Annotated in this window: 21 protein-coding genes; 12 read left to right on the plus strand and 9 right to left on the minus strand. The window is 73.0% G+C overall.

Annotation, left to right across the window (positions count from 1 at the left end):
• Positions 1 to 189 precede the first annotated feature (189 nt).
• Together BN6_RS14315 and BN6_RS41910 are read right to left on the minus strand one after the other, a co-directional pair.
• Positions 190 to 783: a hypothetical protein gene (locus BN6_RS14315; RefSeq protein ID WP_015100370.1), complete on the minus strand. Its 594-nt coding sequence runs from the start codon at positions 781 to 783 to the stop codon at positions 190 to 192.
• 84 nt (positions 784 to 867) lie between these two features.
• The gene (locus BN6_RS41910) at positions 868 to 1,467 is read right to left on the minus strand and encodes a TetR family transcriptional regulator (RefSeq protein WP_015100371.1); all 600 of its coding nucleotides are present in this window, start codon (positions 1,465 to 1,467) and stop codon (positions 868 to 870) included.
• A gap of 92 nt (positions 1,468 to 1,559) precedes the next feature.
• Between BN6_RS41910 and BN6_RS14325 the strand changes: the two genes are divergently transcribed.
• Positions 1,560 to 2,897: a M14 family zinc carboxypeptidase gene (locus tag BN6_RS14325; protein ID WP_015100372.1), complete on the plus strand. Its 1,338-nt coding sequence runs from the start codon at positions 1,560 to 1,562 to the stop codon at positions 2,895 to 2,897.
• 13 nt (positions 2,898 to 2,910) lie between these two features.
• Here the strand turns inward: BN6_RS14325 and BN6_RS14330 are convergent, their stop codons facing one another.
• Entirely contained in the window at positions 2,911 to 3,588 is a 678-nt protein-coding gene (locus BN6_RS14330; RefSeq protein ID WP_148302871.1) for a universal stress protein, read from the minus strand.
• A gap of 178 nt (positions 3,589 to 3,766) precedes the next feature.
• On the opposite strand from BN6_RS14330, the gene BN6_RS14335 reads away from it, so the two are divergent.
• A complete protein-coding gene (locus BN6_RS14335) occupies positions 3,767 to 4,015 on the plus strand; it encodes a hypothetical protein (RefSeq protein WP_148302872.1) in 249 nt (82 codons plus the stop codon).
• Positions 4,016 to 4,034: 19 nt separating this feature from the next.
• Positions 4,035 to 4,790: a hypothetical protein gene (locus tag BN6_RS14340; protein ID WP_015100374.1), complete on the plus strand. Its 756-nt coding sequence runs from the start codon at positions 4,035 to 4,037 to the stop codon at positions 4,788 to 4,790.
• A gap of 1 nt (position 4,791) precedes the next feature.
• On the opposite strand, the gene BN6_RS14345 is transcribed toward BN6_RS14340, so the two are convergent.
• From BN6_RS14345 to BN6_RS14355, 3 genes are read right to left on the minus strand one after another with little or no spacing between them, the layout of a single operon-like run.
• Complete coding sequence (locus tag BN6_RS14345) at positions 4,792 to 6,921, minus strand: protein kinase family protein (protein WP_015100375.1); 2,130 nt, start codon at positions 6,919 to 6,921, stop codon at positions 4,792 to 4,794.
• On the minus strand, positions 6,884 to 7,723 hold the full coding sequence (locus tag BN6_RS14350; protein ID WP_015100376.1) for a hypothetical protein: 840 nt from the start codon (positions 7,721 to 7,723) through the stop codon (positions 6,884 to 6,886). Before BN6_RS14350 ends, BN6_RS14345 begins: the two co-directional genes overlap by 38 nt.
• Before the next feature lie 8 nt (positions 7,724 to 7,731).
• On the minus strand, positions 7,732 to 8,568 hold the full coding sequence (locus BN6_RS14355; protein WP_015100377.1) for a VWA domain-containing protein: 837 nt from the start codon (positions 8,566 to 8,568) through the stop codon (positions 7,732 to 7,734).
• A gap of 949 nt (positions 8,569 to 9,517) precedes the next feature.
• Here BN6_RS14355 and BN6_RS42935 point away from each other — a divergent pair.
• Genes BN6_RS42935 through BN6_RS14385 form a run of 6 tightly spaced genes read left to right on the plus strand, consistent with a single transcriptional unit; the run spans position 9,518 to position 18,145 of the window.
• On the plus strand, positions 9,518 to 11,563 hold the full coding sequence (locus tag BN6_RS42935; protein WP_148302874.1) for an Agd3-related carbohydrate-binding protein: 2,046 nt from the start codon (positions 9,518 to 9,520) through the stop codon (positions 11,561 to 11,563).
• On the plus strand, positions 11,560 to 13,653 hold the full coding sequence (locus tag BN6_RS14365) for an Agd3-related carbohydrate-binding protein (RefSeq protein WP_148302875.1): 2,094 nt from the start codon (positions 11,560 to 11,562) through the stop codon (positions 13,651 to 13,653). Before BN6_RS42935 ends, BN6_RS14365 begins: the two co-directional genes overlap by 4 nt.
• Positions 13,650 to 15,110, plus strand: coding sequence for a GT4 family glycosyltransferase PelF (gene pelF / locus BN6_RS14370; protein WP_015100380.1), 1,461 nt, complete (start codon positions 13,650 to 13,652; stop codon positions 15,108 to 15,110). Before BN6_RS14365 ends, pelF begins: the two co-directional genes overlap by 4 nt.
• A complete protein-coding gene (locus tag BN6_RS14375; RefSeq protein ID WP_015100381.1) occupies positions 15,107 to 16,468 on the plus strand; it encodes a hypothetical protein in 1,362 nt (453 codons plus the stop codon). The genes pelF and BN6_RS14375 overlap by 4 nt, the downstream gene beginning before the upstream one ends.
• Before the next feature lie 16 nt (positions 16,469 to 16,484).
• On the plus strand, positions 16,485 to 17,228 hold the full coding sequence (locus BN6_RS14380) for a nucleotidyltransferase family protein (protein WP_015100382.1): 744 nt from the start codon (positions 16,485 to 16,487) through the stop codon (positions 17,226 to 17,228).
• Complete coding sequence (locus tag BN6_RS14385) at positions 17,225 to 18,145, plus strand: NAD-dependent epimerase/dehydratase family protein (RefSeq protein ID WP_015100383.1); 921 nt, start codon at positions 17,225 to 17,227, stop codon at positions 18,143 to 18,145. The genes BN6_RS14380 and BN6_RS14385 overlap by 4 nt, the downstream gene beginning before the upstream one ends.
• Positions 18,146 to 18,197: 52 nt before the next feature.
• Here BN6_RS14385 and BN6_RS14390 read toward each other — a convergent pair whose 3' ends face one another.
• Genes BN6_RS14390 through BN6_RS14400 form a run of 3 tightly spaced genes read right to left on the minus strand, consistent with a single transcriptional unit; the run spans position 18,198 to position 21,395 of the window.
• On the minus strand, positions 18,198 to 19,151 hold the full coding sequence (locus BN6_RS14390) for an NAD-dependent epimerase/dehydratase family protein (protein ID WP_015100384.1): 954 nt from the start codon (positions 19,149 to 19,151) through the stop codon (positions 18,198 to 18,200).
• A complete protein-coding gene (locus tag BN6_RS14395) occupies positions 19,148 to 20,458 on the minus strand; it encodes a nucleotide sugar dehydrogenase (protein WP_015100385.1) in 1,311 nt (436 codons plus the stop codon). Before BN6_RS14395 ends, BN6_RS14390 begins: the two co-directional genes overlap by 4 nt.
• Before the next feature lie 43 nt (positions 20,459 to 20,501).
• Entirely contained in the window at positions 20,502 to 21,395 is an 894-nt protein-coding gene (locus BN6_RS14400; protein ID WP_231905292.1) for an endo alpha-1,4 polygalactosaminidase, read from the minus strand.
• 359 nt (positions 21,396 to 21,754) lie between these two features.
• Here BN6_RS14400 and BN6_RS14405 point away from each other — a divergent pair, with 359 nt between their 5' ends.
• From BN6_RS14405 to BN6_RS14415, 3 genes are all read left to right on the plus strand, one after another.
• The gene (locus BN6_RS14405) at positions 21,755 to 23,650 is read left to right on the plus strand and encodes a peroxidase family protein (protein WP_158509385.1); all 1,896 of its coding nucleotides are present in this window, start codon (positions 21,755 to 21,757) and stop codon (positions 23,648 to 23,650) included.
• 10 nt (positions 23,651 to 23,660) lie between these two features.
• Positions 23,661 to 24,635, plus strand: a complete 975-nt coding sequence (locus BN6_RS14410) for a sensor histidine kinase (RefSeq protein ID WP_015100388.1) — start codon at positions 23,661 to 23,663, stop codon at positions 24,633 to 24,635.
• Between the two features lie 144 nt (positions 24,636 to 24,779).
• Positions 24,780 to 25,415, plus strand: a complete 636-nt coding sequence (locus BN6_RS14415) for a response regulator (RefSeq protein ID WP_015100389.1) — start codon at positions 24,780 to 24,782, stop codon at positions 25,413 to 25,415.
• The last annotated feature ends 13 nt before the right edge of the window (positions 25,416 to 25,428 follow it).

Here is a 25,428-nt window from a genome sequence, read left to right on the forward strand (position 1 = left end):
CATCGGTACCCGGTGCGTGCGGGACACCGCACCCGAACGGCCCGAACCGATCACCGCACGTGCCGCACCGGCCCGCCCCGGTGCTCCGATCGGGCCGCCCGGGACGCGGATCGGCGCAACCCGCGCAGGCCCGTGGCACTCCGCCGCAGCGGTCGTCGGGCTTGGTGCGCGGTGGTGCGGGAACCGGGGTCAGTCCGGGGTGAGCCTGTACCTCTTGTCCTCGTACGGCAGTTCTTTCGCGGCCGGGCAGGCCCGGCGCAACGCCTGGGACAGGGCTCTGGGGTCGTGGTCGTCGCGGGGGTACCAGGCGGTGGTGCGGTACGTGCGGTCGCGAAAGCGGATCTCCACCACGTGCCAGCCGTTGGTCTCACCGCCGGTGTAGCCGACGAGCAGCGTGCGCAGGGCGGTGATCTCGTCCAGCGACCGGGTGACGGACCTGCCGTCCACCCGCGTCAGCGTGATCTGCCTGGCTGCGCCCGGGTCGACGTGGACGCGGACGACACCCCGTGCCCGCTTCCGCACGTCCAGGCCCAGGGGGAGCACGATGGGCAGCATCCCGAGCACGAGGAACAGCCCCAGCACCGGCTGGGCGAACCCGAGCGCCGCGCCGCCGACCGTCGCCACGACCGCCCACCGGAACTCCTTGCCCTGGGACGAGTCGGGCGGCGCGTCGCCGACCCAGCCGAACGGCACGTCCCCGTCGCCCGGTGACCGGCCCTGCTCGTCGAGGTCCGCCGGCCCGCGCGCCGGCAGCGGGACGTCGTCGCGGTTCCTCTTGCCCATGGTCGAGACGGTACTGCCCGGTGATCGTCGGACGCAGGGGAAGTTTCCGCCCGGTTCGGCCGGTCGTAATTCCTCTGTGGACGGTCAGCGGGCGAGCGCGGCCAGCGCGGCGCAGGTGTCGGCGATCTCGTCCGCGGTGTCGGCGGTCCGGTCGACCAGCGCGTGCATGGCGTACCCCGTCAGCACCGCGCGCAGCGCCGCGGCGATCCTCCGGGCCTCCTCCGGGGTGCTGCGCCGCGGCGGTTCGACGCCCGGCACGACCCGGTCGGTCAGCAGGGTGGCGTAGCGGTCGAGCTCCGCCTGCTTGATCTCGGCGACCTGGGCGCGCAGCTCGTCGTCGCGCAGGACGATCAGCAGTTCGTTCAGCTCGGTCCGTGCCTGGTCGACGTCGGCCGGGACGACGGCCTGCGCGGCGCACGCGCGCAGCACGCCGACCAGGTCCAGGTCCGTCGCGGCCAGCCGGGCGACCTCGTCGTGCCGGGCGTGGAACTGGTCGGCGACGGTGGCCCGGACCAGCTCGCGCCGGCTGCCGAAGATCGAGTAGATCGCGCCGGTGGTGAGCCCGGCGGCGTCGGCGATCGCGTCCAGCGAGGCGGCCGGACCGCGGCCGGCGATGGTCGCGCGGGCGGCCTCGATGAGCGCGGCGCGGTTGCGCTCCTGCTGCTCGGCGCGGGTCAGGCGCACGGTCGGCTCCCTGGACGGTTCGACGGGACGCGTCTACCGTAGCGCGTGCTATCCGAATAACGCTCATTATCTCAAATCGCCGCGGAGGCGCTGTGACCGATGACGTCGACATCCGGACCGCCCTGCGCGCGCTGCCCCGCATCGACCGGTTCCCCTCGGTGGACGAGCTGACCGCCGAACTCGACGCCCTGGCCGGTGGGTATCCCGACCTGGTCACCCTCCGGCGGATCGGCACCTCCCGGCTCGGCGAGCCGATCCGGATGGCGTCGATCGGGTCGGGCGACCGCGACGCGCTGGTCTTCGGCGGGCCCCACCCCAACGAGCCGGTCGGGTTCGCCTCGGTGCGGGAGCTGGGCCGGCTGCTGTGCGCCGACGACGCCCTGCGCACCGGGCTCGGGTACCGGTGGCACCTCATCCCGTGCATCGACCCGGACGGGGCCCGGCTCAACGAGTCCTGGTACGCCCACCCCGGCGACCGCGGGGCCTGTGCGCGCGGCTTCTACCGGCCGGCCGGGAACGAGCAGGTGGAGTGGACGTTCGCGCACCGGGAGGAACCCGGCTGGTTCGACGGCGTGCTGCCCGAGACGGCCGCGCTGGCGCACGCGATCGACCTCGTGCGCCCGGCGCTCCAGTCGTCGCTGCACAACGGCGAGTACGGCGGGGTCTTCCACTACCTGCGCACCGACAACCCCGACCTGCCCGGCCGGCTCGCCGAGGTGGCGGCGTGGTTCGGGCTGCCGCCGCACAACGCCGTGTGGGAGCTGCCGGAGAGCGGCGTGCTCGCGCCGGGGGTGCTGCGGTTGCCGACAGTGCAAGAGCTGGCCCGGCCCGGTCTCCCCGCGACGTTCGGGGCGAGCAGCGCCGACTACGCGAGCCGGTACGGCACGACGAGCCTCGTCTCCGAGGTCCCGTACTGGGAGGACGCTCGGGCGGCCGACACGTCGCCCTGCGGACGCGCGTTCGGCGAGGTGCTGCCCGTGCACCTGGCCCTGCTGCGCGAAGCCGTCGACGTGCTCGACGCCGTGGGCGAGACCGCCCGTCCCGACCTGCGGCTGGACACACCGTTCCGCCGCTCGGCCGCGGACACCGTCGACCAGGCCCGCGAGCTGTGCGACGGCTGGGCGCACGTCCTGCGGGACGAGGAAGCTTCGCGGCGGCCGGCCACCGTGGCGGAGGAGTGCTCGTTCGAGGTGCTGCCGCACGTGGTGCGGTTGCGCCTGGCCGGAACGGTGCTGCGCCTGTTCCGAGCGGAGATCGGAGCCGGCAACACGCGCGCGGGCGTGCGGCAGGGCGTCGCGGCGGTCGAGCGCCTGTTCACCACCTGGCTCGCCGAGGCCGACGAAGCCATGCCGGGCGAACCGATCGACCCCCGCCGCCTGGTGGCCACCCAACTCGCCGCCACCCTCACCGCCGCCGCCACCCTCCGCTGACCGCGGGGCCTGGTCAGCGCCCGCTGCCCTCGGGTCGGCGGGGGAGGGGGACCTGCCCGCGGCGCGGGTCGGGCGGGCAGTGGCGGGCGATGAAGACCGGGCAGCGGGCGTGGTGGAGCGCGGCGCGGGTGGTGGGGCCGGAGCCCGCCACGACCAGGATGTCCGTGTCGGCGTACCGGGTGATCGCCTCGTGCGGGTGCATCCGGGCGAGCACCGACGTGTGCCGGACGCCGCGCAGGACGTCGTCGGCGTGGGCCAGCGGCCACTCCGGGGCGTCCGCCCGCACGGGGAGCGGCGGGCAGGCGTACAGGACGCGCAGGGCCGCGCCGCGCTGGTCCGCCAGCACGGCGGCCCGGCCCAGCACCGGGTCGTCGCCGATACCGGTGATCAGGGCGGTGATCCGGTGGTGCGCGGGCGACGTGCCGCCGCGGACCACCACGACGTCGCACGTGGCGTGGTCGGCCAGCGCCAGCACGTGCGGGTGCACGCTCGTCGGGCCGCTCCCGTCCTGGGCGATCACCAGGAGCCGGGCGTCGGGCAGGGGGCCGGTCCGGTCGGGCGGGTGCGGTTCGACCGGTGCCCCGGTGAGCCGGGCGTGCTCGGCGGCCCACCGCCGCGCGGGATCGTCGGGGCGGGACGGCCCGGTCGCCACGGCCACCGGGGCGACGGGGGAGATGACCAGGTTGTCCATGGCCCCCACCATTCCCCCTCGACGGCGGTCGCGGCAGGGCCGTCCGTGCGGTCGTGGCCGGGACGGGGACCCGGGACCGGCGCGGCGGCGCTCCGGCGGGGAGTCCCGGGGCCCGGCTCGCGGGTGTAACCGGTGGGGCCCGTCCGCCGATACAGCCGGTGATGGGATGGGGGGCACAGTGGCTGGGACGGAGTGCGGGGACGACTCGGTGATGCGGTTCGCGTTGGCGGGTCTGGTGATGGCCGCCGTGACGAACGTCGTCGTGGCGTTGTCCGATGCCGTCGTGTGGGCCTGGTGGGTGGCGGGGAGCTGCCTGGCGCTCGCGTTGGTGCTCGGTCTGGCGTGGACGGTGCGCCGCGTCCGGACCCGGGACGTGGCGCGCGAGGACGTCAGCGCGCGCGACAGGGCCCGTGCGCCGGTCCGGTAGGGCGGTAGTGTGACGTCCCGTGCAGGTCCACGACGTCGACCCACTCCTTCCCGATCGGTTCCGGCCGGTCGACGGCTTGCGCAGCGTGCGGTTGTCCGAGGTCGCCTCGCTCGCCGACCTGCTGGAAACCATCTCGTCCTTGCGCCGCAACGATCCCGCGGCGCGGTTCCTCTGCACCCTCGACAGCCTCGGCCAGTGCTGCTACACGAGCATGCACGCGCTGGAAGACCCCCGCTTGGACGTGCCGTCCTACGAGGACGGTGCCGGGCCCGCCCACGAACAGGCACGTCTGCGGCAGGTCGCGGCCAAGCTGGACGACCCGGCGCTGCGGTTCTCGTGGGAAGCGCTGCCCGGCACGGTGGTCACGAACGTGGCCGACGTGGAGGCCCTGGTCACGGTGAACCGGGAGCCCGACGCGGTGCTCGATGACGTCGTCTACGTGCAACCACTGCCGGTGGAGCGGGACGACCTGCTCATCGCCGGGCTGCCCAACGGCTACTTCAGCGCCGACTGGGACGTGTTCCAGAACCACGCGGTGATCCGCCGGCTGCACGAGCGCCACGGCTACCGGTTCTTCGGCATCGGGGCCGCCTGGCTGGGGTTCCTCCGCGACGACCCGACGAGCCCCGCGTCCGACGTGGTCGCCGACCTGGTCCACCTGTACGGGTGGGCCGAGGAGGCGGCGGACTCCTGGCGGGCGCTCGGCGACCTGGTGGAGCGCAACGGGTGGCTGTTCCTGGGCTACGCCGAGGACTTCGCCGAAGCGCTCGGCTGACTCAGGTTCTGCCGGTGAGCAGGAAACGCAGGTAGTGGCCGTAGGTGATGCCGCGGTACGCGTCGGCCCGCGTCGCGCTGTCGGCGACAGCCTGGTGGGCGCGGTCCAGCACGACGGCGGCTTCGGCCACCAGTCGGTCGTGGTCCACGCGGCTGCGGGCCGTGGACGTGTTGGCGGCCTTCAGGCTTTCGGCCAGGTCGACCTGCTCGGCGCGCAAGGCCGCCTGGAGTTCCCGCGTCGCCACTTCGGCGCGTTCCCGCTCGGCCTGGTACTCGACGTCCAGCGCCGCCCGCTCGGCGGCGAAGCGGTCCCGGATCGCCTGGTGCTCGGCGGGGTCCAGCGCGGTCGGCCGGTTGCCGGCGCCGATCGTGGTCAGGTTCGCCCGCCACTGGTCGACGCGGCCGGTCTTGACCGCGCCGATCCCGGCGGCGCGCACGGCCCGGCCGTCGGCCAGCACGAACGCCGCCACCCGGGTGTTGCCGATGGTGGCGTAGCTGACGCCGACGAAGTCCGCGGCGGTGCGGATGCCGACCGCCGCCAGGTTGGCCGTCAACGCCTGCCCGATGCCCTCGATCCCCGCCGTCCTGATCGGGAACCTCGCCAGGTACGCGCGCAGGTGTTCCTTCTGCCGCAGGGCGAGCAGCCGCTGCGCCTCCAGGTGCGCCCGGGTCGCCGACGCCTGCCGCTCGCGGTCGATCCGGTCCAGTCGCTGCCGCACGGCCTGCTGGTGCGCGGCCCGGCGCTCGTTGTGCCGCTGCTGCAGGGCGTGCCGTCGGCGGTCCTGCTCGGCCTTGAGCTTGTCGGCGGCCCTGGCCGCCTGCCAGGTCTCGCGGTCCAGCCACGCGGTCCGGGCAGCGGCGGCCTGGCGGGCGGCGTGCAGCCGCTTGCGCTCGGCGCGGGCGGCACGGGCCTCCGGGACCTCGGGGCGGCGGCGGTAGTCCGCCGCGGTCGCGCCGGCCCACGCCAGCACCGCGGCGAGGTCGAGACCGGCGACCGCCGGTTCCAGGAACAGCGCGGCCGGCACGCCCAACGGCAGCAGCACCGCCAGCAACCACGTCAACGCGGCGGGCAGCGGGGTCCGCCCGGCGAACCGCGCCTGCGGCAGCGGGGCGGGCATGTGCCCCTGCACGCGCTCGGCCACCCACGACGGCAGTGCGGCGCTGCCCGGCACCGCCACCTCGGCGACGTCGAGCGGTCCGAGCGGTTCCAGCGGCGGGGGAGCGGCGCGGTGGTGCAGCAGGACGTCCCGGAAGCGCCCGGCCAGCCCGCGCAGCCTCGGGTCCGGGTGGCCGGTCAGGGTGGCCAGCCGGAACGAGTTCGCCGGGTCGGTGAAGTCGGACTCGGCGAGCAGCAGGTTCTCGGCGTCCTCGTCGCGCAACTGGTGCCACAGCGCGGGGTCGACCGTCAGCGCCACCAGCGACAGGTAGACCACCCAGGACGAGAACCGGTCGACCTCCGGGCCGAAGTCGGCCGCCGTGCGGTCGGGCGACTGGTAGTTGCGGTGGCCGGTCTCGACCGCCGGCAGCCCGGCCAGCGCCGGGACGTAGACGCCGTCGTAGTCGACCAGCCGCAGCGCGCCGTCCTCGTCGACCAGGATGTTGCCGTGCTGGAGGTCGCCGTGCCCGACGCCCGCCGCCGCCAGGTCGGCCACCAGGGTCGCGAACCGGTCGGCCAACCCCGACAACGCGGCCGGATTCGCGGTGTTGCGCTCGATCCAGCGGATCAGGCCGACGCCCTCGACCCATTCCATCCGCAGCACCGGAAACCAGGCGCCCTCGACCATGATGCCTTTGTCGAGGTAGTCGAAACCGACGGTCCAGCCGTCGGCCAGGCCCGCCAGGTGTGCGCCGATCGCGCGGTAGCGGGCGGCCTGTTCGCGCACTTCCCGGGTGAAGCACTTGACCGCGTAACGGGTGCCGTCCGCGGCGGTCACCGAGAACACGCTCGCGAAGTTCCCGGAGATGGCGCGCGGGCGGCCCAGCGCGTCGACCCGCACGTCCGCGCCGGCCAGATCGGTGCCGCGAAAGCACAACTGCGTGTTCTGCAACGCCTCTACGTACGTCGCACCGGACGGGAACGCGCGGCCCGGTTCGTCATCCGAGGTCCACGTGAACGACCGTGACGTCGTCATTGCGCATCGCCCCCTCCGCGCGCACCTTCTCCAACCACCCCTGGAACCCGTCGGCATCGCCCGGTGAGGTGAAGTCGCACAACGCGGTCCAGGGCCGTTCCCCGCGCTCGACCTCGCGCAGGAACCACGCCGCCAGCGCGTCCGTGCAGAGGAAGAACTGGTCGCCCTGCTCGGCTTCGCCCGACGCCGTCCGCACGTGCCGCGCCAGCAGCGCGTGGTCCCGGTTGAACGCGTTGACCAGTCCCGGCGAGTTGTCGAACCCGCTCGACGACTCGACCGGGAACGCGCGCAGCAGCCGGTCGTCGCGGGTGTGGAACAGGCAGCTGTCGCCCAGGGCGGCGGCGTCCCACGAGGTCCGCTGCGCGGTGCCGGTGCCGGTGCCGGTGCCGGTGCCGGTGGCGGTGGCGGTGGCGAACCGCGCCGCGAGCACCGTCGAGTGCGGTCCGCGGTCCAGCTTGGGCTGCTCGTACCAGGCGATCGGCCGGCCGTCGGCCTCCCGGGCCGCCACGTACTCCGCGAGCCACTCCTGCCAGGCCCGCCCGGCGTCGACCAGGGCGGTGGCGAACCGGTCCGCGTCCCGCAGCACGTCCTCACCGGCGCGTGCGGCGTCCGCCACCGACGTCGCCAGCAGGTCCGCCCACTCGCCCGCGAGCAGGCTCTCCGAGGCCCCGTCGGCCACGGCCGCGCAGACTGGTTCGGCGAGCCACTCGTCCGGGGCGGCCGCGGGCCGGACGCGGTGGGCGTCCTCGCATTCCCGCAATGAGTTGCCCTGTTTGGGCGCGCGCAGGGCGGAGGTGTACATACCGCTGGTCAGCGCAGGTCCGTCGCGCGGGTGCCGATGTCCAGGAATTGGACGATCGAGGTGATGTCGGCGTTGTAGACGAACCCCCGGGTGGTTTCGGTGGCCGCCACGCCCTGCTGGAGCGCGTAGAAGCGCATGTGCGGCGGCAGGACGCTGGACATGCCGAACAGGGAACGCGCGTAGGCGTCGGGAAGGCCCAGGTCGGAGTCCGGGAAGGTGACCGGGACGGCGGTGCCCGCGGAGACGTGCAGGTTGAACAGCAGCGCCGCGCCGTCGGCACTGACGTGGGTCTGAACGGACCAGGCGGCACTGGTCGGGTCGCCGTCGGTGGACTCGCCGTCGGTCAGGTTGAGCACGATCGGCGGGAAGCAGTCGGGGTGGCGCCGCACCCAGTCCGCGACCAGCTCCCCGGCCCGCGCCAGCGCCCGGTTCATCGGGGTCGCGCCGTTGGCCACCGGGTCCACCCAGACCGGGAAGCTGGTGCTGGTCTCGACCAGCCCGCCGGCCCCGTCGGGGACCTTCTTGAGCCGCTTCTCCACCCGGGCCGGCCGGTCCGCCACCTGGCTCAGCGGCACCAGCTCCCGGCCGGCGAGCGGCCCGGTGAAGGCGGAGCCGACGGTGTGCCCGTAGCCGATGGCGGCGATGTGGAAGTAGTCCCGGACGCCTTCCTCCTTCGCGCACTTCACGCTCAGTTCGGCGAGCAGCCGGTTGATGGCGTCGGCGACCACGTCCGCCTTGCGCTGCTGCGCGCCGCCGCCGATCGGGTCGCTCATCGACGCGGACTGGTCGATCAGGAACACGATGCAGGACGGGTTGGCCCGACTGATCTCGGCTGCGTATGTCACCTGGACGTCCACCTCTCACACGACCGCCCGGTGCGGTGCCGGGCTCGCCGCCCTGGGCCGGTACTACGCTCTGTTAACACCCGTGAACACGGATCGTCACCTGAAACTGCGACGGATGTGTTCGCCGAAAGGGTGTTGATCACCCGAAATGTTAGCGTCCTCCAGATTCGTCCGGTCGTGTGGTCACCGTGCGTCCACCGTCCGGCGCAGCCGAGGGCGCTCGTCGCCCGGACGCGCTGCTGCGGCGGCGCGGTCCGGGTGCGTCTCAACCGGCCGCTGTCCTGCGGAGACCCGTGAACGGGCGGCCACGCGGTGTGCACGCCCGGCGGCCGGGGTTTCGCGGGTCGCGGGCCGCGGTCGCCGATTGAGACCGGCGGACCACCCGGGACGTGCGGAACCCGTGTTGTGCGGAGGCCGGATCGTGGTCTTTTCCGTATCAGCACGGGCCGCGCGGCAGGAGGGTCGCTCACATTCAGGGGTGGCCGGGCAGGTGGCCGGGTTATTCCGGGTGACCGGGATAATATGGCGAACCGTGACCGGGTAGTTCTTGTGACGTGAGCCGTTCGGCGCTCTGCGGGCTACTCCTAGGCAAATAGTGTTTCGCACGAATCGCGGTACCCGTGCCCGAACCGCGCTGTCTACATTATTCGAGGTATGTCCCGGGTTCCTCGGACGGAGGCGCGGCGGAGGTGCCCGGAAGGGCGCCTGTCCGCCTCGTCCGGGGCCGGAAATGTGGTGGCCGAGTTGATCTGAATGGCCGCCGTGGTGCTTCCGGCGTTGGCCCCCAAGCCGCGAGGGTGGGCCGGAGAAGATGGTCGAGAGAGTCCTCGTGGACTCCCTGGCAAACCGCAACGGTGCGGGATTCCGTGCTACCTGAAAGGGTTATGCCTTGGTTTCGAATACTGTTGGTTCGAAGCGGCTGGGGTCATTTCTGGCGACGCTCGTCGTCGTGGCCGCCGGGCTGCTCCCGGCCGCGGGCGTCGCCGCCGCGGAGGGCGGCCGGCACCACCGGCACGGCCTCGTCCTGGGCGAGGTCGCCCGCCCGAAGCCGGCCAGACCCACGCCCACCGTCGAACGTGACGGTCCCATCGCGCCGGTCGCCCACGCGCCGGCCCTGCTCCCCGCCGACAAGGTCGCGCTGCGCCCGCTGGTGATCGGCCTGGACGCCGCGGACTTCGGCCTGCCCACCTGGAAGGCCGTGCTGGACCGGACCGGGTCCCCCTACGACGTCCTGCTGGCCAAGTCCGAGCCGCTGACCCCGGCCCGGCTGGTCAACGCGGACGGCACCGGCCGCTACAGCGCCATCCTGCTCACCGACAACGCCCTGCTGCACCCCAACGGGTCGGGCGACTACGTCAGCGCGTTCGACACCACCGAGTGGCGGACGCTGTGGGGCTACGAGGCGGCCTTCCGGGTCCGCCAGGCCTCGCTGTTCACCTCCTGGGGGACCTTCCCCGAGGACTACTGCCTGCGGCCCGGCGTCGAGGGCGGTTCCACCGAGAAGTTCAGCGCCAAGCTGACCGACGCCGGCGGCAAGCTGTTCGACTACCTCAAGCCGACGGCGACCGTCCCGATCACCGACTCGTACGTCTACCGGTCGGTCCTGGCCCCGGGCTGCGCGGCCGAACCGCTGCTCAAGATCGGCGACTACGTGGTCGGCGTGACCAGCACGTCGACCGACGGGCGCGAGCGGGCGGCGCTGACCTTCACCTCCGACCAGTACCTGGCGCAGACCGACCTGCTCGGCTACGGCCTGCTGCGCTGGGCCACCCGGGGCGTGCTGCTGGGCGAGTCCCGGCACTGGATCAACGTCGACGTCGACGACCTGTTCAACTTCACCGACCACCTGTACCCGGACGGGCACCTGGAGACCGACCCGGGCTACCGGATGACCGGGGCCGACATCGCGTCCAGCGAGGCCCAGCAACGGGCGCTGCGCTCGTCGCCGATGGCCGCCGGCTTCACCCTCAACCTGCCCTACAACGGCAGCGGGGTCGATGACGAGGCACCGTCGCAGTGCGAGGACGCCGACACGCCGGACCCGTTGACCAGCTACTCCCGCTGCCTGTCGCGCAGCTTCCGCTGGCTCAACCACACGGTGAACCACCCGGAGCTCAACTTCACCGACTACGACACCGCCCGGGACGAGATCGAGGACAACCTGGACATCGGCCGCGACATCGGGCTGACCGTGCCGACCGACGTGCTCAAGACGCCGGCCTACTCGGGCCTGGGCGTGTACAACCCGAACCCGGATGCCCCGGACACCGACCCGCCGACGGACTTCGGCCTGGCCAAGTCCAACAAGTCCATGCTCGACGCGGCCTACGACGTCGGCGTGCGGTACCTGCACGGCAACATGTCGTTCCCCAGCCACGTGCCGAGCTGCTTCAACTGCGGCATCAAGCACCCGCTGCGCCCGGAGCTGCTCGTCGTGCCGGACTGGCCGACCAACATCGGCTACCACACCACCGCGCCCGCCGAGCAGACGTTGTTCTACAACAGCTTCTACGGGCCCAAGGGCAAGTTCCCCTTCCACGACCACGACCTGAGCTACACCGAGATGGTCGACTACGAGGCCGAGGTCGCGCTGCACCACGTGATGTCCGGTTCGGCCTACGCGCACACGCTGCACCAGGGCAACCTGCGGCAGTACGCATCCGGCCGCAACCTCACCTTCGACTGGCTGAAGGTGGTCGTGGCCAAGTACAGCGAGCGCTACCAGGTGCCGCTGCGCAACCCGGACTGGCCGGCGCTCGCGAGGTACGTGCAGGCGCGCACCCAGCACCACGCCGAGATCACCGCGAAGCGTGATCCGGTGTGGAACAAGTCCGACAACACCATCACGTTCACCCCGGCCACCACCGGGTCGCTGTTCCTGACCGGCGCGACCGCGCCGTCGGGGGAGACCGACCGCTACGGCACCGACCGCATCACGCGGGTGCCGATCAAGGCGGGCGCCCGGGTCGTGGCCACGGCGGTCCCGCGGCGATGAACCGATTACGGCCCGGTTCCGCTCCGCACGTCCCGCTGCTGATGGTCGTCGCACTGCTGATCACAGCGATCACCCTGACGAGTCCGGCCATCGACGACGGTTCGGGCGGAGCGGAACCGGTGCCCGTGCCGGTTCCCGTCGCCGTCAAGAAGGAGGTCCCGGTGCGAGTCGCGGACGAGGGCGTCGCGCGGCGGGGCGAACTGGTGGCGCTGCGGCAGCTCGTGATCGCCACCGGGCCGGACGACTTCGGCCTGGGCACCTGGCGTTCGGTGCTGGACCGCTTCGGCACGCCCTACGACGTGCTGCTCGCGGGCTCCGAGCCGGTCACGCCGCAACGCCTCACCACCCCGGAGGGCGTCGGCCGGTACAACGCGATCCTGCTCACCAACAACGCCCTGCTCCGCGAGGGGCCCGCCGGGCAGTTCACCTCGGCACTCGACGGTCCGCAGTGGACCGCGCTGTGGGACTACGAGCGGACCTACCGGGTGCGGCAGGTCGCGCTGAACACGGCCGCGGGCACCGAGCCCGAGGACCACTGCCTGCGCGCCCGGAGCGAGGTGGCGGTGGAGGGCACGCCCGTGCCGCTCGCGCTGACCGACGCCGGCCGCGAGGTGTTCGACCACCTGAACCCGGACGTGCGCATCCCGCTCACCGGGTCCTACCTGTACCGCACGGGCCTGGCCCCGGGCTGCACCGCCGAACCCCTGCTGACCGCCGGGGACGACGTGGTCGCGGTGCTCTCGCGCGCGCCGGACGGCCGGGAACGGCTCGCGCTCACCTTCTCCACCGGCGTGGGCTCGGTCCCGGAGCTGCTGCTGGGCCGGGGACTGCTCCGCTGGGCGACCAGGGGGGTGCTGCTCGGCGAGCAGCGGCACTGGTTCTCGGTGGACGTGGACGACTGGTTCAACGTGACCATGCGGAAGTACCCGGACGGTCGCACCGGCCTGTACCGGCTCGACGGCCGGGACGCCGTCGCGGCCGCCGCCGCGCAGGACGAGCTGGCGCGCCGACACCCGCAGGCCGGGGAGTTCCGGCTCAACCTGCCCTACAACGGCAGCCGGCTGGACGCCGGCGCGCCCGCCACGTGCGAGGACACCGGCAGTCCGGACTCGCTCAGCGGCTGCTCCAAGTTCCTGGTCGACGAGTTCCGGTGGGTCAACCACACCGCGAACCACCCGCAGATGAACGACACCACCTACGCGGTCAACCGGGCGGAGATCGAGCGGAACCTGGAGTTCGCGGCCGCGGCCGGGATCCCGGTGCCGCCGACCGTGCTCAAGACGCCCGAGTACTCCGGCCTGGGCGTCTACCACCCGGACCGGGCCGACCTGTCGGGCCCGCCGACCGACCACGGGCTGGGCGGGTCCAACCAGGCCCTGCTCGACGCCGCGCGCGACCTGGGCGTGAAGTACGTGCAGGGCAACATGTCCTTCGCCGGGCACCGGCCGCCCTGCTTCAACTGCGGCGTGGCCCACCCGCTGCGCCCCGAGGTGTTCGTGGTGCCGGACTGGCCGACGTCGATCGCGTTCGAGGCGACCGAGCCCGCCGAGCAGACCGCGCTGTTCAACGCCGCCTACGGGCGGGCCGGCACCGACCCGGAGCACGGCGACCGGGACCTGACCTACGAGGAGATCATCGAGACCGAAGCCGAGATCGCCGCGCAGCACCTGATGAACGGGTCGGTCTACGCGCACACCCTGCACCAGGGCAACGTGCGCGAGTACCGGCCCGGACACAGCCTCACCTTCGACTGGGTCGGAGCGACGGTCGCGAAGTACTCCGCCTACTTCGCGGTGCCGTTGAAGAACCCCGACTGGGTGTCGCTGGCCGGGTACGTGGAGGCGCGCACCGCGCACTTCGCGGAACTGGCCGCGCGCCACGACGCGGTCTGGAACCGGGTCACCGGGACCGTCGCCTACACGCCCGCCGCGACCGGCGCGCTGTTCGTGACGGGCCTGGAGACCCGCCCGGCGACCGAAGCCGACCAGCGGTCGGCGGACGAGGCGGAAACCTACGGATCGGACACCGTGTCCCGGGTCGGCCTGACCGCCGGGGACCGCGTCGTCCTGAAGACGAGACCCGCCGCATGACGACGTACCAGCTCCGGCCGCCTACCACGGCCAGACACCTGCCGGACACCCGCACCCGCATCGCGCTCATCTCGGAGGGCACCTACCCCTTCCACCCCGGCGGGGTGAGCCTGTGGTGCGACCAGCTCGTCCGGGGGATGCCCGAACACGCGTTCACCGTCGTCGCCCTCACCGTCGACGGCACCGAACGCCCGACCTGGCCGTCCCCGGCCAACCTGGTGGAGGTGGTGAACCTCCCGCTGTGGGGCAGACGCCGGCGCCACGCGCGCCGGAAACCGAAGGGCTTCGCCGAGATCCACGACGCCTTCCTGCGATCGTTCATCCCGCACGCCGAGGGCACGGCCGAGGCGTTCCTGGCCGCGCTGCGCCGGATGTTCGACGCGGCGCGCACAGCGGACGTCGGCGCGGCCCTGGTGTCCAACGACGCGGTGTCGAGGATCGTCGACGTGACCGCCGAGGCGCACGGGGAACCGTTGCCGCTACAGGACGCGGTCGTCGTGGCCGACCTCCTGGAGCACATGCTGCGGCCGTTGTTCCACCCGCCGATCAAGGTCGACGTGTGCCACCTCGCGATGAACGGGCTCAGCGCGCTGGTGGGCCTGGCGGCGAAGTGGGCGCACGGAACCCCGATGCTCATGTCGGAGCACGGCGTGTACCTCCGGGAGCGCTACCTGGCCGCGGTGAAGGAGGACCTGCCGCAACGGGTCAAGAAGATCCTGCTCGCCTTCCACCGCGCGCTGGCCGGCGCGGCGTACCTGAGCTGCGACATGCTCGCCCCGCACTCGGGCTACAACCGCCGCTGGCAGCTGAGGAACGGGGCCGACGAGTCGCGGATGAGCACCATGTACAACGGCATCGACCCGGAGGACTTCCCGCAGGCGCCGGGCGAACCGGACGTGCCGACGATCGTGTTCGTCGGCCGCATCGACCCGCTCAAGGACCTGCACACGCTGATCCGGGCGTTCCGGGTGGTCCGCACCGAGGTGCCCGACGCCCGGCTGCGGATGTTCGGCCCGGTCACCGTCGCCAACGAGGGCTACCACGCGGGCTGCGTCCGGCTGGTCGAGGAGCTCGGCCTGACCGACTCGGCGGTGTTCGAGGGCCGGGTGCCCAACCAGGTCGACGCCTACCACGCCGGCCACGTCGTCGCGCTGACCAGCATCTCGGAGGGCTTCCCGTTCTCGCTCGTGGAGGCGATGTCGACCGGCCGGCCGCCGGTCTGCACGAACGTCGGGGGCGTGCCGGAAGCGGTGGGGGACGCCGGTTTCGTCGTGCCGCCGCGTGACCACGAGGCGGTCGCGCGGGCCTGCGTCCGGCTGCTGGCCGACGGCGGGCTGCGCCGCCGGCTCGGCGACCTGGCGCGGCAGCGGGTGCTGGAGCACTTCACCCTGCAACGCTGGAACGACAGCTACCAGGCCCGGTACGCCGAACTGGTGCTCGTCGGGAGGTCGGGATGACGCTGGAGGAGCTGGTCGGGAACATCCGGCCGCTGCTGCCCGACCCGGTCGACGAGCTCCAGGTGGCGGCGATGCTGGAGAGCCAGGGCGTCACCGACGAGGCGGCGGTCGCCGAGTACGGCATGGCCGACGTGTTCGAGCTCGCCCACCACGTCTACCCGTTGCTCACCCCCGCCGCGCCGGCCGCCGAGCCGCCGCCGGAACCGGCCCGGCCGTGGTGGGCCGACGTCATGCACGGCCTGCTCTACCTGATGCCCAGCGCCGTCTACCCGGCGGTGTTCGCCGTCCTGGGCGGGCCGGACATGTTGCGCGGCCTGGTCTTCGCCACGACCGCCGGGTGGGTGTGGGGCGCGGGCACGAGCTGGATCGGCCACCGGCTGACCGGCGCGGGCGCGACCCGGCTGGCGGCGCGCACCCTGGTGCTGCTCGGCGGCGGCGGGTTCGTGCTGGCCTTCGCCGGGGCGCTGCTGATCCTGCGCTGGTACGGCGGTGGCGTCGAGCTGGTGCTGTTCGTGCTGGCGCAGACCGGTTTCCAGGTCGCCTCCGGCATCCTGCTGTTCCACCGCCGGGAGGTGCTGCTGCTGGCGGCCATGCTGCCCGCCTGCCTGGCCGGTGTGATGCACCTGATCTCCGGCTACGCCGAGGAGATGGTCCCGCCGGTGCTGGTGGCCGGCCTGCTGTCGGTGTCGCTCGCGCTCGTCGCCGGGTACCGGACCGGCCGGGTGCGCGGCAACGACCCCGGCAAGGTCCCGCCGGCCCGGGTGCTCGCCCTCGGCGCCCTGCCCAGCACGGTGTACGCGGCGCTGTGCGCGGCTTTCCTGCTGCACACCGACGTCCGGTACGTGATGGGGCCGGTCGACCTCGCGGTGGGCGTCACGCCGCTCGTGGTCGGCATGGGGGCGGTCGAGTGGCGGGTGCACCGGCTGTTCGACCAGGCCGGCGCGCTGCTGCGGCGCTGCGCGTCACCGGCCCTGTTCGACCGGGCGATGTGGCGGCTGCTGCTGCGCGAACTGGCGACCTGCCTGCTCGTGCTCGGCGCGCTGGCCCTGGTGCTGCTGTCCGCGCTGAGGGCGGGCGGCGTGCTGACCGTGCACGGCGCGCTCCTGATCGACGCGCACGTCCTGCTCGGCGGCGCGTTCTTCCTCGGCTTCGTCCTCATCCGCACCGGCGGCACCGGCCGGGCCACCGCCTGCCTGGCCCTGGTGCTGCCGGTCGACGTGGTGCTGGTGGAGGTCACCGCGGCCGGCCCGGCCCGGTACGGCGACGTACCGGTGTTCCTGGGGTGCTGCGCGGCACTGTCGATCCTCCTGCTCACGGCGCTCCGCCGGAGCGTCGGGCAAGTACGGCACTACCGATGACAGAAGGGAACCTCGAATGCACGCGGTGATACTCGCCGGTGGTCAGGGAGTGCGACTACGGCCCTACACCACGGCGTTGCCGAAGCCCTTGGTCCCGATCGGCGAGGAGTACGCGATCCTCGACATCATCCTGCAACAGTTGCGCGCCCACTCGTTCGACCGCGTCACGCTCGCCATCGGCCACCTCGGATCGCTGATCCGGGCGTTCGTCGGCGACGGCTCGCGGTGGAACATCGAGGTCGACTACGCGGAGGAGGAGAAACCGCTGTCGACGATCGGCCCCCTGCTCAGCTTCCTGGACCGGCTCCCCGAGCAGTTCCTGGTGATGAACGGCGACGTCCTCACCGACCTCGACTACATCGCCCTGCTCGCGCACCACGTCTCCAGCGGGGCGCCGCTGACCGTGGCCACCTACCGGAGGAAGGTGAAGATCGACTTCGGCACGCTGGAGACCGAGCACGGTCGGATCGTCCACTTCGTGGAGAAGCCGGAACTGTCCTACGGGGTCAGCATGGGCGTCTACGCGATGTCGCGCGCGACGCTCGAACCGTACCCGGCGGACGTCCCGTTCGGGCTCGACGACCTGGTGCTCGACCTGCTCGAGCGCGACGCGGGACCGGCCGCGTTCGAGTTCGACGGGTACTGGCTCGACATCGGCCGCCCGGACGACTACGACGAGGCCAACCGGTGCTTCGGGGAGGTGCGATCGGTGCTGCTGCCCGGAGTGCGGGACGACACCCCGCTCGGAGCCGCGTCGTGACCGTGCGCAGGGTGCTGCTGTTCGGCGCGTCCGGGTACCTCGGGCGGGAAGTGGCCGGAGCCCTGTCCTCGGACCCTGGCGGCGCGGCGGTCGTCAGGGTCGGGCGGAGGGCCCCGGACGCGGTTGGCTGGGCGCGGCACGACCTGGTGACCGGCGGTGCCGGTGACCTCGCCGACCTGTTGAGCACCACCGCGCCGGACGTGGTGGTCAACTGCGTCGGTCTGCTCGACGGGACCTACGCGGAGATGGTGGCGGCCAACGTGACGGCCACCGCCCGCCTGCTCGACGCGATCCCGGCCGCGGCACCGTCCGCGCGGCTGGTCGTGCTCGGGTCGGCGGCGGAGTACGGCGTCGTGCCCGAGGGCGTGGCGGTCACCGAGGACACGCCCGCGAACCCGGTCGCGGCGTACGGCATCACCAAGCTGGCGGGCACGACCCTCGTGCGCGCCGCGGTCACCGCGGGCAAGCTCGACGCCGTGGTGCTCCGGGTGTTCAACCCGATCGGCGCGGGACTGCCGGACGGGACCGTCCTGGGCCGGGCGGCCAGTGCCGTCCGGTCGGCGTTGGGCGCGCCCGGTCAGGAGGTCCGGCTCGGCCCGCTCGGGGCCTACCGGGACTTCGTGGACGTGCGGGACGTCGCGGAGGCGGTCTCCCGGGCCGCGTTCTCGGCGACCCGGCCCGACCCGGTGCTCAACGTCGGCAGCGGCGTGGCCGTGCCGGTCCGGGACGCGGTCGGCCTGCTCGCCGAGTTCGCCGGGTACACCGGCCGGATCGTCGAGTCCGACCCGGCACCCGCCCGGTCCGGCGCGGTGAACTGGATCGCGGCCGACCTGACCCGCGCCCGGCGGAGCCTCGACTGGTCGCCGCGCCGGGACCTGCGGGCCTCGGTCCGCGACCTCTGGGCCGCGGTGGGCTGACCGGTGCGAGCGGTTGGAACGGCGGCCACCGCCCGTTCCAACCGCCCGCGGCTCACGCCGAGTGGTGGTCCCGGTACCACGCGAAGGTCCGGCGGACGCCGTCCTCCAGCGACACCCCGGGCTCGAACCCGGTCAGCTCCCGCAGCAGCGCCAGGTCCGGGCACCTGCGCCGGACCGAGCCGGCCGGCGCGGGCTCCCGGTCCAGCACCGGGTCGTGCCCGGCGATCTTGAGCACCAGCTCGGTCAGCTCGCCGATGTTGGTCTCCACCGAGTCGTTGCCGATGTGCACGATCCGGTCCGCGGCCCGCTCCGCCGCCATCAGCCGCACCATCGCCTCGACCGCGTCGTCCACGTGGCAGAACGCCCGGAACTGGTCGGAACCGTAGACCCGGAACGGGTCCTCGCGCCGGATCGCCCGCAGGCACAGCTCCGGGATCACGTGGTCCGCGCCCATCCGGGGCCCGTAGACGTTGTGGAACCGGCCGATCACCGCCGAGAAGCCCTTCGCCCGCGCGCTGTGCACGACCGCCGCCTCACCGAGCATCTTGCTGATGCCGTAGGCGAACCTCGGCGCGGTGACGTCCTCCACCAGCAGCGGCACGTCCTCCGGCGTGGGCACCGGCACGACACCCCGGGTCACGCCGCCCGCGTAGGCCTCGCTGGTCGAGGCGAAGAACAGCCTCTGGTGGGGCTTGAGCCACGCCAGCGTGTTCAGCACGGCCAGCGTGTTGACCCGGACCACCCGCTCCGGGTCGCGCTCGACGTTGCGCACGCCGACCACCGCCGCCAGCAGGTAGACGTGGTCGGCGTCGTCGGGCAGCGCGGCGAACGCGGCCGGGTCGGTGAGGTCGGCCGAGTGCACCGGCACGTCCAGCGCCGCCAGCTCCGGGTCGTCGCGGCCGCGCGAGAAGTCGTCCACGATCGCGACCCGGTGGCCGTCGGCGAGCAGCCGCCGGGTCAGGTGCAGGCCGATGAAGCCCGCGCCGCCCAGCACCAGCGCCTTCACCGTGCGTCCCGCTCGTAGCCCAGGCCCGCGTAGCGCACCCCGTGGCCGGTCACCCGGTCACCGTCGAGCACCCGCCACGAGTCGTAGACCAGGCCGATGTTCGAGCCCGGCAGCACCGCGTCCACGTCCAGCTCGCGGTACTCGGGGTGGTCGGTGATCACCAGCACCGCGTCGGCCGCGGCGAACCCGTCGCGCAGGTCGACCGGCTCGCCGCCGTGCGCCCGGATCACCTCCGGGCCGACCAGCGGGTCGTGGCCGATCACCCGCACGCCGGCGGCCTCGAACACCGGCATCATCGACACGATCGGCGTGCCGCGCATGTCGTCGGTGGGCGGCCAGCCCTTGTAGGCCCAGCCGAGCACGAACAGGGTCTTGCCGCGCGGCTCGTCGAGCAGGTCGACCACCCGGCCGGCGACGTGCACCGGGGTGTCCTCGTTGACCTGCCGGGCGGCCAGGATCAGCGGCGGGACGTAGCCCGCGTCGGCCGCGGCGGACAGCAGGATGTACGGGTCCTTGGACAGGCAGCCGCCGCCGACGTAGCCGGGCTTGGCGATGTTGGGCCGCGGGTAGTCCAGGTTGGTCGCCCGGATGACCTCCAGCGGGTCCAGGCCGAACTGCTCGGTCAGCCTGGCCACCTCGTTGCCGAACGAGTAGATGACGTCGGTGTGGCAGTTGTTGGTGAGCTTGACCAGTTCCGCGGTCTCCAGGTCGGACACCGGCACGACCTGGCCCGCCAGCCCGCCGAACAGCTCGACGCCCAGCGCCAGGCTGTCCTCGTCCAGCCCGCCCACCACCTGCGGCAGCTCGACCAGCTCGCGCAGCGCCTGGCCCTGGATGGTGCGCTCCGGCGCCATCACCAGCCGGGCCGAGCCCCACGCCTCGACCAGCCGGGGCAGCACGACCGACCGGGTCGCGCCGACCGGGACCGTGCTGCGCACGACCACCAGGGTGTCCGGCGAGCACCGCTTGGCGATGTGCTCGGCGGCGGCGGCCAGGTTGTCCAGGTACGGCCGGTGCCCGGCCTGCTCGACCGGCGTCGAGACGCAGATGACGGCCGCGTCGACCCCGTTGTCGGGCAGTTCCGGGTACAGGAAGATGCGCTTGCCGACCCACTCGCCGAAGACCTCCTCGACGCCGGGTTCGAAGATGTGCGGGCGGCCCTGCGCCAGCGAGTCCAGCACCGCGGACTGGCTGTCGACGCCGTGCACCTCGTACCCCTTGCGGGCCAGCGCGGCGGCCAGGGTGAGGCCCACGTAGCCCATTCCGACTATTCCGATCCGCCGCAGTTCGCGCGACCCGTTCGTCACATTCCGCTCCTTGCCTGGTCGGGGTGCCCGATGTAGTCGAAGGTCACCGGCACGGTGTGCTGATCCGGTCCAGCGCGCGCACCGTGACGTATCCTTCGAAACCTTCTTCGCGGTACCTGCGGCAGGCTGTCGCGACGTTCTGCGGATCGGTCGCGTAGTCCACCGCCAACACCGTCTTGCCGGCCTCGCGGAGCGCGCGGGTGGCGGCGAGGTTCGTTCCGCAGTAGTCCGCCGAACAAGGTTTGTCGGTGGCCTGGAAGAACAGCTCCTCCACCCCGATGCCGTCGACCGCGGCGAGGTAGCCCGGGTACTCGTGCAACTCCGGGGAGTTCTGCGGGAACACCCGGAAAGCGGGGTTCGCGCGCTTGCCGTACTCGCTGATCCGGGCGATCAGGTCGACCATCCGGCGACCGAGTTCGGGGCGCTGGAGACCGCCGACCAGGTCGAGGTCGATCTCCTCGTAGGCCAGCGGGGTGTCCAGGTAGACGCCGTCGAACCCGGCGGCCAGCGCGCGGTCCAGCCGGGGCCGGACGGCCAGGTTCCACCAACTGGGCTCCCAGTAGCGGACGAAGTGCTCGCCCGGCCAGCTGGTCCACTCGTTGAGCAGCAGCCCGGCCCGGTCGGCGGCGACCGCGCCGAAGTCCGGCCGGAACGACTCGATCGACCCGATTTCGAAGTAGGCCAGCACCGTTTTCCCGGCCGCCCGCAGCCGGCCGATCTCGTCGGGCCCGAAGTAGGAGTGCCCGGCGTCCCGCGCCAGGTCCACCACGACGAACCGCGAGGAGGTGCCGGCCAATGTGTCCAGCCGTCCGTCGGAGTAATTCTGGAGTTGGTAGACGAGGCCGCCGTCCGCCGGTCCCGGGGGTTCGGCCGAATTGCGGTTTTCCGGAGTCGTCGCGGTACATCCTGCGGCTCCGAGGAACAGTGCGGAGAGCACGACGACGAGGGTGGTTCGAGAAAGGCGGTCCGCCACTCGTTCCACCATACCGGCGCGCGTTGTCCGGGCAATGCGCCGTTGAGGTTAGAAAACACCAGGTGGGACGATGACCGGTCAGGGAGAATATTCTGCGCGACCGGGATTAGTGGTATCGGTCAAATCCTGTCGCGCCGCCCGGTCCGGGCCCGGTGTCCCTTGTGGAGTCCGCGCGGGCCGCGATCGCGCCGGTCGGGTGTCCGATCCGGACCGGCGTCCGCCGCAGCGGTGGCCGGCGCGTGCTGTCCCGGACCACCCCGTAGGGGATTTCCGCGGGCCGATCACGGATGTGGGTGCGGTGGGGCGTGCCGGACGCTGGCCGCATGAGGACGACTCTTCGCAGGAAGTCGCCATTGGTGGTCATGGCCGTGGTCGTGGCTCAACTGGTGGCCGGGGGCGCGGCGATCGCGCACGGGGACGACCGGCTGCGCGGGTTCGAGGTGCAGAGCCTCGACGGCAGCGGCAACAACGTGGCGCACCCGGAGTGGGGGCGGGCCGGCGGGGTGTACCCGCGGGTCGCGCCCGCCCGGTACGCCGACGGGATCGGCGCGCCGGTCGCGGGGCCGAACGCGCGCCGGATCAGCAACCGGGTCTTCGACGACCGCGACCAGAACCTGTTCTCGCCGCGCCGGGTGAGCCAGTGGAGCACCGCGTGGGGCCAGTTCGTGGACCACACGTTCGGCCTGCGGGCCTCGTCGCCGGAAGGGGCCCCGATCCCGTTCGACAACGCCGACCCGGCGGAGCGCTTCACCAACGACTTCGGGATCGTGCCGTTCTCCCGCAGCCGCGCCGCGACGGGCACCGGGGTCACCACCACGCGGGAGCAGCCCAACACCATCGGCTCCTACATCGACGCGTACGCCGTCTACGGCGGCACCCCGCAACGGCTGGAGTGGCTGCGGGAAGGCCCGGTCGACGGCGACCTCACCAACAACGGCGCACGCCTGCTGCTGCCCGGCGACCTGCTGCCGCGCCAGGACGCGCGCGGTGACGCGGCCTCCGCGCCGCCGATGGACAGCGCGCTCGGCGCGTCGCCCCGGCTCGCCGTGGCCGGGGACATCCGGGCCAACGAGAACATCTCGCTGCTGGCCGTGCAGACGCTGTTCGCCCGCGAGCACAACCGGATCGTCTCGCTGCTGCCGGCGTGGCTCGGCGAGGAGCAGCGGTTCCAGCTCGCCCGGCGGGTGGTGATCGCGACCCAGCAGCACATCACCTACCAGGGGTTCCTGCCCGGCCTCGGGGTCCGGCTCGCGCCCTACCGGGGCTACGACCCGACCGTGGACGCGGGGCTGGGCAACGAGTTCGCGACCGTCGGCTACCGCGCGCACAGCATGATCGGCGACGAGATCACGGTCACCGGCGACGCCGCCCGCTACTCCGCCGACGTGCTCGACGCGCTGCGGGCGGCCGGGGTCCGGGTGGCGCCGGTCGACCAGGGGCGGCGGGTCGAGCTGACCGTGCCGTCCTCGATCGTGCTGTTCAACCCGGACCTCGCCGAACGGCTCCAGCTCGGCCCGCTGCTCCAGGCGCTGTCCGCGCGGCCCCAGGCGCGCAACGACGAGCAGATCGGGGACGTGGTGCGCAGCGTCGAGCTGAGCTCACCGGACTGCGTCCCGGTGTGCGGCACGATCGTCTTCGACATCGCGGCCATCGACGTCGAACGCGGCCGTGACCACGGCATGCCGTCCTACAACGACCTGCGGCGCGGGTACGGCCTGCCGGCCAAGCAGACCTTCCGCGCCATCACCGGCGAGGCCACCGAGTCCTTCCCCGCCGACCCGGAGCTGACGCCGGGCGCGGAGGTCGACGACCCGGACTCGCTGGACTTCCTGCACCTGTACGACCGGCGCGGCGCGGAGCTCCAGCCGGGCAGCGAGGCGGCCCGGACGTCGGCGGTGCGCGGGGTCCGCCGCACGACCACGGCCGCGCGCCTGAAGGCCGTCTACGGGGAGGTGTCCACTGTGGACGCTTTCGTGGGCATGATGGCCGAACCGCCGTTGCCCGGCGCGGAGTTCGGCGAGTTGCAGGCGGCGATCTGGAAGCGGCAGTTCGAGGCGCTGCGCGACGGCGACCGGTTCTTCCACCTGCACGACCCGGTGCTGCCGGTGCTGCGGCAGCGGTTCGGCATCGACCACCGCCGTTCGCTGGGCGATGTGATCGCGCTCAACACCGACGTCCCGCGCGGGCAGTTGCCCGCCGACGTCTTCTTCACCTCCTAGGATCGCGGACGTGCGCAGCCGGTCGTGCTGGATGGTCCTGCTGGGGTGCCTCGGCGCGGCCGGCCTGTGCTGGTTGTGGTGGGCGGTGCGGACCACGCCCAACCCCGGCCTGCCCGTCCAGATCGTGGTGATGCTGCTGGTGGTCGGGCTCGCCGTGGTGCCGTGGGCGGTGCTGGTGTCGGCCCGGCTGGCCGACGAGGAGGCCCGGTCGCTGCACAGCCGGGGCGTGGTGGTCGCCGCCTGCACGGTCGTGGCCGGGCTGTGGATCGCGCTGGTCGTCCTCCGCTGGCGGCCGGGGTGGTCCGCGGCGGCGGTGCTGGTGTCGGTGCTGGCGGCGGGCGCGGTGCTGCTGGTCGGCGCGGTGGCACTGCCGTGGCTGTACCTGATGGCCCGCGCGGTGACCCGGGAGCGGGCCGCCCGGGTCCGCGCGGAGCAGCGCGGCGAGATGGCCGCGCACCTGCACGACTCGGTGCTCCAGGCGTTGACGCTGATCCAGAAGCGGTCCGACCAGCCCGAGGTGCGCCGGCTGGCCCGAGGCACCGAACGCGACCTGCGGTCGTGGCTCTACGGTGGGCCCGAGCCGGACCCCGACGACTTCGCGGCGGCCGTGGTCGCGGCGGCGGCGGAGGTCGAGGACCGGTTCACGGTCACCGTCGAGGTGGTCACGGTCGGCACGTGCCGGCTCGACGACCGCACGGCGGCCGTGGTCGGCGCGGTGCGCGAGGCGCTGACCAACGCGGCGCGGCACGCGGGCGTGCCGAAGGTCTCGGTGTTCGCCGAAGCGGCCGACTCCGACGTGTTCGTGCTGGTCCGGGACCGGGGCAAGGGGTTCGACCCGGCGCTGCGGCCGGGCGCGCACCGGCGCGGGATCACCGACTCGATCGAAGGCCGGGTGCGCCGGCACGGCGGCGTCGCTGCGATCCGCTCCACACCGGGCGAGGGCACCGAGGTGGAGTTGCGCCTCCCGGGTGACGGGGCGCGGTGACGCCGGCGGGCGTGGGGTGACCGCGCGTCGGCGTGGGGTGGACGTGGCGCGGTGACTCTGCGTCGTGACCGCGCGTGGGCAAGGGGCGGACGTGGCACGGTGACGCTGCGGGGTGGTCGAGCGAGGGGTGGGGGAGGGGTGGCGGTGAGCTTGCGGGTGTTCGTGGTGGACGACCACGCGTTGGTGCGGGCCGGGGTGCGGGCCGAGGTGGGTGGTGCGGTCGACGTGGTCGGCGAGGCCGGGGACGTGGCGTCGGCGGTCGAGGGGATCCGCGCGCTGGAACCCGACGTGGTGCTGCTGGACGTGCACCTGCCCGGTGGTGGTGGGCGGACCGTGCTGGCGGCGGTGCTGGCCACGCACCCCGGGGTGCGGTTCCTGGCGCTCTCGGTGTCCGACGTGGCCGAGGACGTCATCGAGGTGATCCGGGGTGGTGCGCGCGGGTACCTGACCAAGGCCGTCACGAGCGCCGAGCTGCTGGACGCCATCGTGCGGGTCGCGGCCGGCGACGCGTGCTTCTCGCCGCGCCTGGCCGGGTTCGTGCTGGACGCGTTCCGGGGCGCGGCACCCGCCGGCCCCGACCCGGGCCTGGACCGCCTCACCCGCCGGGAGCGGGACGTGCTGCGGCTGGTCGGGGCCGGGTACACGTACAAGGAGATCGGCGGCCGGCTGTCCATCTCGGCCCGCACGGTGGAGACCCACACCGCCGCTGTCCTGCGCAAGCTCCAGCTGTCGAACCGCCGCGAACTGACCCGCTGGGCCGCCGACCGGCGGCTGGTCTGACGCCGTCCGGAGG

This window comes from Saccharothrix espanaensis DSM 44229 (assembly GCF_000328705.1).
Taxonomy (GTDB): Bacteria; Actinomycetota; Actinomycetes; order Mycobacteriales; family Pseudonocardiaceae; genus Actinosynnema; species Actinosynnema espanaense.